A 14067-nucleotide genomic window follows, 5' to 3' on the forward strand; every position below is an offset into this window, starting at 1 on the left:
ACCGAGACCGATGAGTGCCGAGGATCTCGAGAAGTACGAAACCGAGATGGAGCTCTCGCTGTACCGGGAGTACCGGGACATCGTCGGTCAGTTCGCGTACGTCGTGGAGACCGAGCGACGGTTCTATCTCGCCAATGCGGTCGAGCTGCTGCCGCACAACTCCGGCGGCGAGGTGTACTTCGAAGTGCGCATGTCCGATGCGTGGGTGTGGGATATGTACCGCCCCGCCCGCTTCGTCAAGCACGTCCGGGTCATCACCTTCAAGGACGTCAACATCGAAGAGCTCGACAAGCCGGACCTGCGCCTGCCCGACAAGCTGGGGTAGCGCCCCTACGACCTCCCGTACGTGGCCGAATGTCACATTCCTTCGATCTGGGCGGTTTCAGGCGGCCGATGCGACAAGCTCGGTGAACGCTTCGGTTGGCGTGCGCCAGCGTAGCGTCTGCCGGGGGCGGCCGTTGATCTCGTCCTGGACCTGCTGCAGGTCCTCGGGCGTGTACACCGACAGGTCGGTGCCCTTGGGGAAGTACTGCCGGAGCAGACCGTTGGTGTTCTCGTTGGTGCCGCGCTGCCACGGCGAGTGCGGATCGCAGAAGTAGACAGCGACGTCGGTGGCCATGGTGATCTGGGCATGAGCACGCATCTCGTGGCCCTGATCCCAGGTCACCGACCGCTGCATCACCTCCGGCAACGACCGCATCGCGGCGATCATCGCATCGCGGACGCCGGACACGTCGCGGACCTTCGGCAGGTGCAGCAACACCACGTACCGGGTGGTGCGCTCGACCAGGGTGCCGATCGCCGAGCGGTTGCGCGCCCCCATGATCAGATCTCCCTCCCAGTGCCCGGGCACCGCCCGGTCCTCGACCTCGGCGGGCCGCTGGGAGATGAGGATCTTGTCGGGAATATGGCGGGCACTGCTCGGTACTCGCCCCTGCGGCACCCGACGGGTGTGCCGGCGCCGCAGATACTCCGAAAGCTCTTTTCGCAGTTCGCCTTTCAGTTGCACATACACGGCCTGGTAGATGGTTTCGTGGGACACCCGCATCTCCGCTCGGTCGGGGAAGTCGACCACCAGCCTGGCCGAGATCTGCTGCGGGGACCAGCGCAGCTTCAGCCTGGCGACGACATACGCGCGCAACTCGGGTGCGGCCATCAGCTTGGCGACTTTCGGTCGCAGTGCTCGGGTCCAGGCCCGCGCGTGGGCCGACACGGCGCGGTAGCTACCGTCGCGGTTGCTGTTGCGTTCGATCTCCCGGTAGATCACCGACCGGTGCCGGCCCAGGTGCGCGGCGATCGTCTGGACCGACTCGTTGCGGGCGAGTCCGAGGGCGACAAGCTCCCGCTCGCCCAGGGACAACGACCGTCCGCCGTGCTCCCAGTGCGGGGCACGGCGGACGGTGCCGTTGGCCTCGTCCTCCCACCGGTAGCCGGTTTGTCGGCTGACACCGACCGCGGCTGCGGCCTTGGCGATCGACACCTTCGTCATGCGCATGGCGAAGAACCTAGCCTTCTTCGCCTCTCGTGCTGCTCGACCCACTGACATCTCCCCTGGTCAGGGAGCGTGTCGCATGGACCACCTGAGTCAGCCCAGATCGAAGCGGTGTGACATTCGGCCACAGGATGAATCAGGCCGACGGCTTGGCGACGACCACCTCACGACTGCCGTCCCATTCGACGAGCACGCCCGGGGTACGCATGTCGTGACCCTCGAACGTGATCTCGCCCTGTGCACCGTCGAATCCTTCGGCGGTGACCTGCTCGAGACCACGCTGGATGTCCTCGCGGGACGCGCCGCCGGACGCCTTGATCGCCCGTGCCAGCAGCCATGCGGCGTCGTATCCCTCGGCCGCGTAGTTCAGCGGGTCCTCGTTGTACTTCGCCCGGTACGCCGCGACGAACTCCTGGGACGACGGAGCCGGCTGGTCGAGGGTGAAGTTGGCGGTCCAGAACATGCCGGCGCCGTCAGCCCCCGCCGGGACGAGGTTCTTCGCGCCTGCACCGGTCTGGCCGAGCACCGGTCCCGTGTATCCGGCCTGGCGCAACTGCCGCATGGCCGTGGCGTTCTGGGCGCCGGTGAGGAGCATCGCCACGGCGTCGGGCCGTTCCCCGGCGATCTTCGTCGCCGAGGACGCGAAGTCCTGGGTGGTGTTCTGCACGGACGTGGTCGAGACGATCTGGTAGCCGTGCTCGGCCTGCCCCTCGGGAAGGTTCTTCTCCGCCATCTCCGCGAGGGCCGGGTTGGCCGCGTTGAACAACACGCTGACCCGCTCGACGCCGAGGTCCTCGAGATGAGCCAGGGACGTGCCGATGTGCGTGGTCTGCGGCGGGGTCGCCCGGAAGGTGTAGTCGCCGCCGAGCACACCGTCGCTGGCGGACTGCGTGTAGACGGTCGGCAGCTTCGCCCGGTCGACGAGCGGCGAGATCGCGATCGCCTGGGCACTGGAGATGCCGCCGAGCAGGGCGCTGACCGACCGGTCCGCGGTCGCTTCGGTCGCCTGGCTCACAGCGGTCTGCGTGTCGCTGGCCGCATCGCGGCTTTCGAGCACGAGCTTCGACTCACCGAGGAACCCACTGCTGTTGACCTGTTCGACGGCGAGTTCGATACCCCGGAACTGGGGCAGGCCACCGAAGGCGGTCAGACCGGTCTTGTCGGTCACGGACACGATCTTGATCTCGCCGGGCATCTCGCCGGACCCCACGGTTCCGCCGCCGCCCGAGCCGCACGCGGTGGTCAGGGCGAGCCCGGCGACACCGGCCAACGCGGCGACGGCAATGCGCTTGTTCTTCATTCTCTTCCGTTCTCGGTTCAGTTGTCGGTTCCGGTGAGCGCGGCTTCACCGAGGAAGGCCAGCACCACGGACGAGTGGTTCCGCGCCTCGTCGACCGGTCCGGAGTACACGGATTCGCCGCGGTTGACGACGACGACGTCGTCCGCGATCTTCATGCCGGCCTCGGCGTTCTGTTCGACCATGAGGACGCCGATGCCACGGTCGGCGATGCTGCGCACGCTGGCCATGACCCGGTCGACCACGGCGGGGGCCAGACCCATCGACGGCTCGTCCATGAGGATGTACCCGGGCTGCGACATGAGGCTGCGGCCGAAGGCGAGCATCTGCTGCTCGCCGCCGCTGAGCAGGCCGGCGGGGCCGGACTGCCGCTCCTCGAGGATGGGGAACATCTCGAACACGGTCCGCATCGATTCCTCGCGGGCCTTCTTCGACGCCACCAGGCCCCCGATCTTGAGGTTCTCGTGGACGGTGAGCGAGCCGAACACCTTGCGGCCCTCGGGAACCAGCGAGATGCCCCGCTTGAGGATCTTGTGGGCGGGCCATCCCTTGATCGACTCGCCGTCCAGAAGCACGTCCCCGGAACTGGGCGTGGTCAGCCCCGCGACGGTGCGGAGGGTGGTGGTCTTGCCGGCGCCGTTGGCGCCGAGGACGAGCGTCACCCGGCCCGGCCGCGCGGTGACGGACACCCCGCGCACGGCACTGACCTTGCCGTAATCGACGTGCAGATCACGAATCTCGATCATCGTTGTCCTGCTTTCCGAGATAGGCCTCGCGCACCGCCGGATCACGCACCACGTCGGCGGGGGAACCGGAGGCGATGAGCTGTCCGGAGTTCATGGCGAAGAGGTGATCGCAGACGTCCACCATCATCTGCACGTCGTGTTCGACGATCAGCTGGGTGAGTCCCTCCGAGCGCAGGTCGGACATCAGCCCGCCGATCTCCTCGCGTTCGAAGCGGTTCATGCCGGCGGTGGGTTCGTCGAGCAGCAGCAGCTTCGGGGACATCACGATGGCGCGGGCGATCTCCACCCGGCGCTGCAGGCCGTACGAGAGCTGGCCGGGGCGCAGCTTCTCCTTGCCGTCGAGCCCGGTGCGCTCGAGGGCGGTGCGCACGGCCGCCTCGGCGGCGTCGCGTTCGGTGCTGTCGACCCGTCGCCACCACCGTCGCGGTCCCGCGATCAGGTCGTGCCCGAGTTCGACGTTCTCGTGCACGGTGAGATCGTCGAGGAGACGGACGGTCTGGAAGGTGCGCCCGATGCCGAGCCGCGCCACCTGCTCGGGTTGGACGCCGGAGAAGTCCCGCCCCTCGAAGTGCATCGATCCGCGGGTCAGGGGCGTGAGCCGGGTGACGGCGCCGAGCAGGGTGCTCTTGCCCGACCCGTTGGGTCCGAGGATGCCGGAGATCAGGCCGCGCTCAAGGCCCAGGGTGATGCCGTCGACGGCCTTGATGCCGCCGAAGTGGACCGCGAGATCCTCGATGCGTAGCACCTGATCCGGAACCCGGCCGGGAACGCCCTCCTGGGGAGCGACTTCGGTGGTCATCGCGTTTCTCCTGTCGAGGCGGAGTGGGCACCGGTGCCCGCGAGTTCGGCGCCGAGTTCTGCGGCGGCCTCGTCGTCGGCCGCGTCGGCGAGACGTTCCGCGGCAGCCGCGTCCTCGAGGGCCGCGCTGTCGCGACGGGCGAGGCGGCGACGGTACAGATCGGTGACGACGCCGGTGATGCCGCCGGGCATGAAGATCGCGGCGATGGCGACGATGATGCCGTAGACGATGCTCTGGTAGGTGCCCACCTGCTCCAGCATCACCGGAAGCCACGTGAAGATGAGGGCGCCGATGAGCACACCGAGCCAGGACCGGGAGCCACCGACGATGATGATCGTCAGCGCGAGCACGATCAGCGGGAAGCCGATGTTCTCCGGGGCGACGGCCGTCATCATCAGGATGTTCAGGGCGCCTCCGAGCGCGCCGAGCACACCGCTGATCACGAAGGACATCCGGCGGTAGCGGGCGACGTTGATGCCCATGGCCGAGGCGAGTTCCGGGTCTTCGCGGACCGCCTCGATGCGCCGGCCCATGCGGCCACGCTCGCTGAGGATCATCGCCGCGACGACGGCGGCACAGACGACGGCCAGGTGCGGGACGGAGATCTCCGGGGTGGTGAGAACGCCGAACAGGCCGACCGAGCCGCCGGTGAGCTCGCCGCCGTTGTGGGCGACGACGGTGACGATCATGACGAACGCGACGGTGGCCATGGCCAGGTACAGGCCGGCGAGGCGCTGCAGGATCAGCGAGAGCAGGTATCCGATGACCGCGCAGATCACGACGATGGCGGCGGTCGCGGAGATTGCGTCGAATCCGTAGTGCAGCACGAAGATTGCGGCGCCGTAGCTGCCCATGCCGTAGAAGGCGGCGCCGGCGAAGGAGAACACTCCCATCCGGAACTGGATCTGGATGCTCAGGGCGAGGAGCAGCACCGTGAACGTGCTCTGGATGAGGACGATGTTGGAGAAGTAGAAGTCGCTCATACCCGTCGCACCTCCTTCCTTCCAAAGATGCCCTGCGGCCGCAGCAGCAGAACCACGAGGATGAGGCCGAAGCCGACGGCGTCGACCCAGCCGCCGCCGGTGTAGCGGAGTACCAGGACCTCGGAGAACGCGAGCACCATCGCGCCGAGCGCGGCGCCGCCGGTGCTGCCCACGCCGCCGAGGATGATGATGGCGAACGCCTTGATGAGGAGGGTCTCACCGCTCTCGGCGGTGATGGCGCCGAGGTTGTACGTGAGCAGGGCACCGGCGAGGCCGGCGAGGCCGCCCGACACCGCCATCGTCAGCAGCGACAGCTGGCGCCGCTTGACGCCCATCAGTTCGGCGGTCTCCGAGTCCACGCCGATGGCCCGCAGGGCGAGCCCGTGGCTGGTGTTCTTGAGCCAGAAGGAGATCGCCAGCGTGAGGATCAGCGCGCAGCCGAGCACGATCAGGCCCGTGCTGGTCAGTCGCAGGTCGCCGACGGTGTAGACCGACGTCTCGTACGAGCTGCCCACGAAACCGAACGGCTCGCTCAGCGTGCGGAACTGCACGACGGCGACCGGGATGGTGCCGATTCCGATGCCGCCGATGAGGATCTGCAGTTCGGCGGTCCGCTGGTTCTTGGCCCGTCGCAGGATCGGCTGGAACGCGAAGACGTCGATGGCCGCCGAGAGCGCCGCCCCGACCACGACGGAGATCAGGCAGACCGTGACGAGCCCGAGACCGACGTTGGACACGATCTGGGAGGCCACGAACGCGGAGAACATGAAGATCCCGCCGTGGGCGAAGTTGAGGATGTCGATCGTTCCCCAGGAGATGCTCATTCCCAGGCAGAAGAGCAGGTAGATGGAGCCGAGCACGAGCGCGTCGATCACCAGCTGTGACATGACGCCTGCCTTCCTCCGGCCGGGATGCCCCGGCGGCGGTGCGATGTTCTTCCGGTCATTCGTCGAACTCCTTGGTGCACAGGTGCGGAGCGATCCGCACTACTTCGCCGATTCCTGGTCGTCGATCAGCACTTCTTCCGTGCCGTTCCATTCCACGAGCACGCCGTTGACGCGCATGTCGTTGCCTTCGAAGCGCACCGGGCCGAGCGCGCCGTCGAAGCCCTCGGCCACGACCTGCTCGAGGCCGCGCTGCAGGTCGTCGCGGGACGCACCGCCGGCGTTCTTGGCAGCGTGGGCGAGCATCCAGGTCGCGTCGTAGCCCTCGGCCGCGTAGTTGAGCGGATTCTCCCCGTTGTACTCGGCGCGGTACGCCTCGACGAACTGCTGCGAGGACTCGTCCTTCTGGTGGAAGCTGAAGTCGGTGGCCCAGTACATGCCCGCGCCCGCGGCACCGGCGGGTGCGAGGTTGCCCGCGCCGGCGGCGGGGTTGCCCACCACGGTGCCGGTGTAGCCGGCCTGGCGCAGCTGCGACATGGCCGTGGAGTTGCCGGCGCCGACGAGCAGGACGATGACCGCGTCGGGCTTCTCACCGGCGATCTTCGTTGCGGTGGTGCCGAAGTCCTGCGTTGTGGCCTGGACGGAGGTGCTCGACAGGATCCGGTAGCCGTACTTCTCCTGGCCCTCGGGGATGGTCTTCTCACCGAGTCCGGCGAGGGTGACGTTGCCCGCGTTGTAGAGCACGCTCACGGTCTTCACACCCTGCTGCTGCAGCCGCTCGAGCGCCTTGACGAAGTAGGTCTCCATCGGAGCCGTCGCGCGGTAGGTGTAGTCGCCGATGACGACGCCCTCGCTGCCGGACTGGGTGAAGATCGTCGGCAGCCCGGCCCGTTCCACGAGCGGGGCGATCGCGACGGCATGGGCGCTGAGCACCGGCCCGAGCAGGGCGCTGACACTCTTGTCGGTCAGCGTCTCGGTGGCCTGGCTGACCGCGGTCTGCGTATCGCTCGCCGAATCACGCTTCTGCAGAACGATCTTCGAGTCACCCAGGTAATTCTGCTCGTTGATCTCCTGGATCGCGAGTTCGATGCCCTTGAGCTGGCTGTTGCCGACGTACGCCGTGGTGCCGGTCTGGTCGGTCACGGAGACGACCTTGATCTCGGCCGGCAGGTCACCGTCGGCGACGGTGCCGTTTCCGCCGGAGCCGCAGGCGGCCGTGAACAGGACGCCGAACGCGCTCGCGGCTCCGAGCAGACGACGCCGGACTTTCCGGTCGACTCGAGACATGTGTGCACCTTCCGGTCGAATGATATGCATCATTAGTCGTGATGCCCGTCACAGTAGAGCCACGCCGACGAAATGTCCAGAGGCCGATCCGGATATGCGCAGGAATTATTTGCGGGCGGGGACGCGTACGGGGTCCACGGCGACGGCCGGTGTCCACCGACCCCGGCCCGCCCCCGCGACGGCCACACAGAAGAGGACAAAAATCGTTACCGCACCGGCGGATCCGTAGGAGTATCCCCACGCCGACGAGAAGGCGCCGGCCACCAGGATCATCACCGCCGCGAAGCCGTACGACGAACACGCGTACAGCGACGTGCTCCTCCCCTGCTCCTCCGGCGTCATGCCGGCGGTGAGCAGGATGAGGCCCTGCGCGTATGCGAAGCCCTGCCCGATGCCCCACAGGAAGCTGCCGGCCAGTACCGGCCACAGCGTGCGGGCGACGAGGCCGGCGGCGACGAACACGCCACCACCGGCGAGCAGGAGCAGACACAGCTGGGGCCCCGGGGAACGGCCTGCGGCCCGGGCGAGGTAGGGGCCCAACCAGGCCGTGACGAGCAGGATGATGGCGGCGAGGACGCCGACCACCAGCAGCTCGGACCCGATCCCGTCGCGCAACGCCGACGGCAGCACGCCGACGGCGATGCCGCCGACCGTCCACCCGGCCGCACCCAATCCGTAGGCGGGCAACCTGTTCCGGTCGAACGCGGCGCCCGCGCCGGCCGGAACGGGCCCCGCCGGGCGCGGGGGCTCGGCGTGCCGGAGCGCGGAGAGCCGGCGCCTGTTCCCCCACAGCGCGGCGGCGAGCAGCAGTCCCGAGAGCACGAGGGAGACGGCGTGCAGCCGATAGATGAGAACGGTGGGCTCCGGCAGCAATTGGGCGACGGTGGCCGCGGCGATCAGGCCGAGGAACGAGCCGGCGATCGCGCCGGTCGCCGCAAGGGTGCGGCCCGCGTCGCCGCGCGCCGCCACGGCGAGCGTGGCGGCGGATCCGGTGGCGAGCCCGACACACGTTCCGGTCAGGGCACGGCCGACGAAGAGCAGCCAGACGGTGTCGGCGCCGGACCACAGGGCGACGTCGCCGAGGACCCCGACGACGAGCGCACCCGGCAGGACGGCCCACGCGAACCGTCCGAGCGCGCTCCTGCTCACGACCAGGAACATCGACACCAGGGCGACGAAGTACGTCACGAACAGGGCGGCCAGCACGAACGGGGACAGGCCCAGATGGTCCTCGTACAACGGGAGGATCGGCCCCGGAATGTTGGATCCGACGACGGCGAAGGTGAAGGCCGCCGCCACCGCGGCACCGAGAAGCACCGAACCCCGGCCGGGGCGATCCGCCCGGACCGCGATCATGCCCGTACGGGCAGACTCTTCACCAGCGGGGGATCGTAATCGGTCTTTCCGATCTTGGAAGCGCCGCCCGGCGAGCCGATCTCGGCGAAGAAGTCGGCGTTGATCTGCGTGTAGTCGGCGCGGTCCTCGGGCACGTCGTCCTCGAAGAAGATGGCCTCGACGGGACAGACCGGCTCACACGCGCCGCAGTCGACGCATTCCTCCGGGTTGATGTACATCATCCGGCCGCCCTCGTAGATGCAGTCCACCGGACACTCCTCGATGCAGGCCTTGTCGAGGACGTCGACACAGGGCTCGGTGACGGTGTAGGTCACGGCGCACTCCTCCGATTCGATGACTGCGTGATTTAGGTCATAATCATATTCATTGATTGCTCGGTGTCAATGGGTGTCGGCCTCGAGTGCCTCGACGACCGGCCGACAGCGCACCACCGCGACCCCGGCACCGCAGACGCAGGCCAGGAAGAACCCGCAGAAGGCGTAAGTCGCCGGGCGCAAGCCGATTCCGTCCGCCAGGAATCCCAGCCCAAGGATCCCCGACCCGACGGTGGCGTATCCGGCGAGCCACACCATGGACACCACTTCGGCGGTCCGCCCCTCCGGCGCATACCCGCGCGCGAGGGTGAGCCCGGCGAGCTGTGCCAGGCTCTGACCCAGGCCTGCCGCGATCGCGGCCACGACGATGACGGGCACCGAGGCGGCGCCGACGGCGACGGCGATGAGCACCGCGGCCAGCGCGGAAACCGAGAGCCCGACCACCGCGACCCGGTAGATGCTCATCCGGCGGACGAGGAACTGCGCCCCGGCCCCGGCCCCGAAGACCACGAACGACACCGCGCCGGCCAGGGTTCGCGTGTCGTTGCCGAGCAGGTCGGCGATCAACGCCGGGCCGAGGGAGATGAACAGCCCCGCCAGCGCGAAGGGGCTGCCGGCCACAGCCATGGACAGCAGCACGGTTCCCGCGATCTCGCGCGGGATGCTCGGCAGCTGCACCCAGCGACCGCCCACCCCGGCCGGACGACCGCCGACGGCGGTCAGCGGTATCGCGGCCGCCGCCAGCGGAACGATCAGCACCAGGAAGACCAGCCGTGTGGGCGCCGGCGCGACGTCGGCCAGCACCCCGGAGAGCAGCGGCCCCACGGCCGACCCGGCGACGGGTGCCGCGCTCGCGTACAGCGCGGCACGCGCTCCGCGGCCGGGGCCGAACGCGTCGGCGATCGCCGCCGACCCCGCCGCGCCGAACGCCCCGGATGCGAGGCCGATGAAGAACCGCCCCGCCTCCAGCCACAGGGGCGTGCGGGCCGTCGCGAACACGAGGCAGGCCACGATAACGAGACCCAGGGCGGGCAGCAGGACGGCCCGACGTCCGAATCGGTCCGAAGCGCGGCCACCGAACACCAGCGCCACGACCGACCCGACTATGTAACTGACGAAGATCAGGCTGACCGTGCTGGGTGGAAAACCCATCTCGCGCTGCCAGACCACATACAGCGGAGCCGGGGCATTGCTCGCCGCGAACACGAGGAACACCGACAGTGCGATCCACGACGGCCGAGCCACCCGGCGCCTTTCCAGAACCTCGACCGACACCCGGCCTCCCTATTGATATGAATGATTAGCCCCTATAGAGAGTGGCACATTCCCGGCGCCCGTGGAGCGAATTGCCGGCCCGTACGATGGCGGACTCCCGAGAGAAAGGTGCCGACCGTGGACCCTGAGGCCGATCCGTCCACGCCACTCGAGTCCTTCGGGTCGGCGGTCCGCGCCGGATGGCACGCCGTCTCCGCGGTGAGCGAGCCCGCGCCGCCCCTGCTCGTCGCCCTCACCGCCACCGTCGCGCTGGTGCTGGTGACGGTGCGCCCGCTGTGGCTGGTGACGCGGCATGTGATCACCCAGGCACACGAGGGCTCGCACGCGCTCGTCGCACGGCTCGTGGGCCGGCAGCTGGCGGGCATCCGCCTGCACAGCGACACCTCGGGCGTGACCGTGTCCTCCGGCAACCCACGCGGGCCGGGCATGATCGCCACCGCGTTCGCCGGGTACACCGGCCCGGCCGTGCTCGGGTTCGTGGCCGCGACCCTGCTCACCGTCGACCGGCCCGCAGCGGTGCTGTGGTCCGTGCTGGCCGCGCTCGCCCTGCTGATCCTGTTGATCCGCAACTTCTTCGGATTCGTCTCGGTGCTGGCGGCCGGCGCGGTGATCGGGACCGCCGCCTACTACGGCGACGAGCTGGTGCGCTACACCGTCGCGTACCTGACCACCTGGGTGCTGCTGTTCGGCGCCACCCGGCCGGTGCTCGAACTGGCGCGCACCCACCGGCGCGGCCGCGGGCAGGGCTCCGACGCGGATCAGCTGCGGTGGCTCACCCGGGTGCCGACGGCGGTATGGATCGTGGCGTTCGCGGTCGTCACGCTCGGTACCGCGGCGTACGGCACCGCACGCATCGTCGCGACGCAGGTGCCCTGATCACGGCTCGAGCGCGATCGCCACGGCCCGCACCGGGGCGCCGTCCGCGTCCCGCAGCCGCAGCGGAAGAAGACTGATCAGCGGATCGGGAAAGTCCACGAGTTCGAGGTTGCACAGGTTCTCGCACACGATGCCGCCGGCCTCGGCGACGAGGCGATGCGCGGGATAGTCACTGCCGAGGGCGGAATCGATGCTCGGGGCGTCGAGGCCGATGGTGCGCACGCCGCATTCGAGCACCCACCGGCACGCGTCCTCCGACAGATAGGGGTGCTCGAAGTAGGCATCGGTGCCGTAGTGCTCGGCCCACCCGGTATGCAGGAGGACGATGTCGCCGGGGCCCGGGTCCGGTCCGCCGGCCGCTCCGTCGACGACGTGCCGCCGCGTCACCGCGGTGCGCGGCGGCAGGCCCCGCACGTCCAGGACGATCCCGCGACCCACGAAATGTTCGAGCGGCACCCGGTCGATCGGCGCGGCCCCGGCGCGCATGTGCAGCGGGGCGTCGACGTGCGTTCCGGTCTGCGAGCCGATCTCCACCCGCAGCAGGTTGTACCCGTCTTGCTCGAGCGTCGCGTGCGGCGTCAGCACCGGCACGGGATCGCCCGGGTAGACCTGGGTGTCGCCGGAGACGGTGCGGCTCAGGTCGACGATCCGGCGCACGCGCATGCGCCGATGCTAACGGGTGACCCGCGATCCGCGGGGTCACGCAGCGCCGCCGCGCGGGGCTCACTCAGCGCGCCGGCGCTGCCGTGAGGTGATGCCGGTCGGCGCGGTCGATCGTCGCGGCCGCGACGAGCACGCCGACCACCACACCGACGAGGGTGTCGGCGATCCGGCTCAGCGCGATCTCCGGCCCGACGGACGCCCCGAGACCGGTGAGGAGCAGTGCCATCGCGGTCACCGCGACGGAGGTCGCTGCGTAGTTCTTCATCACGTACAGTTCCGCCACCGTCTGCAGGACGACGATGGCCAGCGCGTACGGCCAGTAGTCGAGGGACAGCGCGAGCAGCGCGGCGGCAAGCACCGCGCCTGCGACGTTGCCGAGCAACCGCTGGATCGCGCGCTGCACGGTGTTCCGGTAGTTGGCCCCCTGCAACGCGGCCATCGCGCCCATCGTCGCCCACAGCGGGTGCTGCAGACCGGCGGCCTCGGCGAACCAGCCCGCGATCAGCGCGGCGAGCAGCACCCGGCCCGCGCCGACGAGAAGCGCGCGATCGCGCAACCGCGCGAATCCCTCTCGCGCGAACCCGGCGGGCCGCTCGAGGACCGGCGCCCCCGCCGCATCGACGCGAGGAATCGCGATGTCACGCCGCACCTTTCGCAGCTCGGCCTCGAACAGGGCGAATTCGGCGACGCGATCGGCCGCGACGCCGGATGCGGCCCCGTCGACGACCGTCTCGGCCGCGTCGAGCAGCGCGAGCAGTTCGTGGGTGTGCCGGTCGGTCCGGCTGAATCCGAGCGCGAGAACCTCGTGGGCGCGGGCGATCGCCGCCCGGGCGCCCGGCACGGCCCGTTCGCCGTCGCGTTCGATCGCCGCGACCGCCGCCAGGGCCCGGGCCACGGCGAGCCGGGCGGGACCGTGCGGGTGATGCAGCGCGGGCAGCATCGCGACGGCCCAGCCGACGAGCGCGCCGAGGGCCGTCGCGACGACCACGTCGCGCACGTCTACGGCGGTGCGGGCGAATCCGGCGGCACCGGCCGCGGCGAAGATGAGGATCACCGGGCCGGGGCCGGACAGCCGGAAGGCGCCGAGGATCCAGAAGGCGATCGCGGCCGCGACGGAGAGCACCGCCATCTGCGTCCACATGGCCGCACCGGTGGTCCCCACGGCGGCACCGAGTGCGGCGTACCCGACCACCCCGAGGCCGACCACCGCGATCTTGCCGGCCTGCTGCGAGTAGGGCTCGTGCCGGCCGAACGCCGAGGCGAGTGCACCGAGGGCGGCGAAGCCGGCCGGATGCGGCAGATCCAGCAGCCCTCCCGCGACGAGGACTACGAGAACTGCCGCCCCGACGCGCAGCGCCGGAGCGCGCGTGGCGTCCGCACTGCGGAACTCGAGCGACTCGCGCCACGCCGTCGGCGAGAGGGAGTGCGCGAGGGCGATCCGCGAGTGACGGAGGCGGCTGCGGTCCGGGACAGAGGTAGCGAGGGGCACTCCCCCAGTGTAGATATTTCACGTATAAATTAAATATAAATCGATTGTGAGACTCATCGCTAGAATGGGCCCATGACGGACGCCACCCAGCCCGAGGACTTCGTCGACCGCGTGCGGGTCGGCTGGGCCGAGACGTACCCCGACATCGACACGCGACCCATCGACGTCGTCGGCCGCATCACGCGGATCAGCTCCCTGGTGCTCGCCCAACTGGACCGCGAACTCGTCCCCAGCGGCGTCACGCGCCCCGAATTCGAGGTGCTGTGCGCCCTCGCCCGCAGCGAATCACCGCTGCGCGCCAGCGAAGTCACCTCCGTCACCGGACTGAGCGGCGCTTCCACCACCAAGCACGCGGACCGCCTCGTCGGACTCGGCCTCGTCGAACGTCAGCGCTTCGAGCGGGACGGTCGCGTGGTCCTGCTCGCACTCACCGATGCGGGGCGAGCCGTGGTCGACACCGAGTTCCCGCGCCGCCTCATCGCGTGCTGAAGCCCCGCGACGAGATGCGGAGCCCCGGCCTTGGCGACGGCGATCGTGAGCGCCACCAGTCCAGCCGCGGCGACGGCGCGGTACGGCGTGCGGTACACCCGGTGCACCGCGGCCAGG

The 14067-nt window shown here is 69.5% G+C and carries 14 protein-coding genes and 1 pseudogene; 3 read left to right on the top strand and 12 right to left on the bottom strand.

Going from position 1 to position 14067, the window contains the following annotated elements; all coding sequences use genetic code 11:
- Positions 1-10 precede the first annotated feature (10 nt).
- The gene (locus AIIKEEIJ_RS12430) at positions 11-325 is read left to right on the top strand and encodes a DUF2469 domain-containing protein (RefSeq protein ID WP_003939014.1); all 315 of its coding nucleotides are present in this window, start codon (positions 11-13) and stop codon (positions 323-325) included.
- A gap of 57 nt (positions 326-382) precedes the next feature.
- Here AIIKEEIJ_RS12430 and AIIKEEIJ_RS12435 read toward each other — a convergent pair whose 3' ends face one another.
- From AIIKEEIJ_RS12435 to AIIKEEIJ_RS12480, 10 genes are all read right to left on the bottom strand, one after another.
- Entirely contained in the window at positions 383-1546 is a 1164-nt protein-coding gene (locus tag AIIKEEIJ_RS12435) for an IS30 family transposase (protein WP_338020941.1), read from the bottom strand.
- An 82-nt stretch (positions 1547-1628) separates the two neighbouring features.
- On the bottom strand, positions 1629-2792 hold the full coding sequence (locus AIIKEEIJ_RS12440) for an ABC transporter substrate-binding protein (protein WP_161995762.1): 1164 nt from the start codon (positions 2790-2792) through the stop codon (positions 1629-1631).
- Between the two features lie 17 nt (positions 2793-2809).
- Positions 2810-3535, bottom strand: a complete 726-nt coding sequence (locus AIIKEEIJ_RS12445; RefSeq protein WP_006941656.1) for an ABC transporter ATP-binding protein — start codon at positions 3533-3535, stop codon at positions 2810-2812.
- Entirely contained in the window at positions 3519-4334 is an 816-nt protein-coding gene (locus AIIKEEIJ_RS12450; protein WP_029546564.1) for an ABC transporter ATP-binding protein, read from the bottom strand. Before AIIKEEIJ_RS12450 ends, AIIKEEIJ_RS12445 begins: the two co-directional genes overlap by 17 nt.
- Positions 4331-5317, bottom strand: a complete 987-nt coding sequence (locus AIIKEEIJ_RS12455) for an ABC transporter permease subunit (protein WP_161995763.1) — start codon at positions 5315-5317, stop codon at positions 4331-4333. The genes AIIKEEIJ_RS12450 and AIIKEEIJ_RS12455 overlap by 4 nt, the downstream gene beginning before the upstream one ends.
- Positions 5314-6204, bottom strand: coding sequence for a branched-chain amino acid ABC transporter permease (locus tag AIIKEEIJ_RS12460; RefSeq protein WP_006941660.1), 891 nt, complete (start codon positions 6202-6204; stop codon positions 5314-5316). The genes AIIKEEIJ_RS12455 and AIIKEEIJ_RS12460 overlap by 4 nt, the downstream gene beginning before the upstream one ends.
- Positions 6205-6303: 99 nt before the next feature.
- Entirely contained in the window at positions 6304-7488 is a 1185-nt protein-coding gene (locus AIIKEEIJ_RS12465) for an ABC transporter substrate-binding protein (protein WP_029546566.1), read from the bottom strand.
- Positions 7489-7593: 105 nt separating this feature from the next.
- Positions 7594-8844, bottom strand: coding sequence for an MFS transporter (locus AIIKEEIJ_RS12470; protein WP_161995764.1), 1251 nt, complete (start codon positions 8842-8844; stop codon positions 7594-7596).
- The gene (gene fdxA, locus AIIKEEIJ_RS12475) at positions 8841-9158 is read right to left on the bottom strand and encodes a ferredoxin (protein WP_054372610.1); all 318 of its coding nucleotides are present in this window, start codon (positions 9156-9158) and stop codon (positions 8841-8843) included. Before fdxA ends, AIIKEEIJ_RS12470 begins: the two co-directional genes overlap by 4 nt.
- 66 nt (positions 9159-9224) lie before the next feature.
- Positions 9225-10433 (bottom strand): MFS transporter, encoded by a 1209-nt coding sequence (locus AIIKEEIJ_RS12480; protein ID WP_338020942.1) that lies wholly within the window; start codon positions 10431-10433, stop codon positions 9225-9227.
- 117 nt (positions 10434-10550) lie between these two features.
- On the opposite strand from AIIKEEIJ_RS12480, the gene AIIKEEIJ_RS12485 reads away from it, so the two are divergent.
- Positions 10551-11309 (top strand): M50 family metallopeptidase, encoded by a 759-nt coding sequence (locus AIIKEEIJ_RS12485; RefSeq protein ID WP_043803186.1) that lies wholly within the window; start codon positions 10551-10553, stop codon positions 11307-11309.
- On the opposite strand, the gene AIIKEEIJ_RS12490 is transcribed toward AIIKEEIJ_RS12485, so the two are convergent.
- Both AIIKEEIJ_RS12490 and AIIKEEIJ_RS12495 read right to left on the bottom strand, forming a co-directional pair.
- On the bottom strand, positions 11310-11972 hold the full coding sequence (locus AIIKEEIJ_RS12490) for a cyclase family protein (RefSeq protein WP_161995765.1): 663 nt from the start codon (positions 11970-11972) through the stop codon (positions 11310-11312).
- A 64-nt stretch (positions 11973-12036) separates the two neighbouring features.
- Positions 12037-13461 carry an FUSC family protein gene (locus tag AIIKEEIJ_RS12495; RefSeq protein ID WP_161995766.1) on the bottom strand — a complete coding sequence of 475 codons (1425 nt, stop codon included), beginning with the start codon at positions 13459-13461 and terminating at the stop codon, positions 12037-12039.
- 72 nt (positions 13462-13533) lie between these two features.
- On the opposite strand from AIIKEEIJ_RS12495, the pseudogene AIIKEEIJ_RS12500 reads away from it, so the two are divergent.
- Positions 13534-13938, top strand: a pseudogene (locus AIIKEEIJ_RS12500) (MarR family winged helix-turn-helix transcriptional regulator); the annotation flags it as partial.
- Positions 13939-14067: the final 129 nt, after the last annotated feature.

It is taken from the genome of Rhodococcus sp. YH1, assembly GCF_009939605.1.
In the GTDB taxonomy this organism is placed as follows: Bacteria; Actinomycetota; Actinomycetes; order Mycobacteriales; family Mycobacteriaceae; genus Rhodococcus; species Rhodococcus aetherivorans.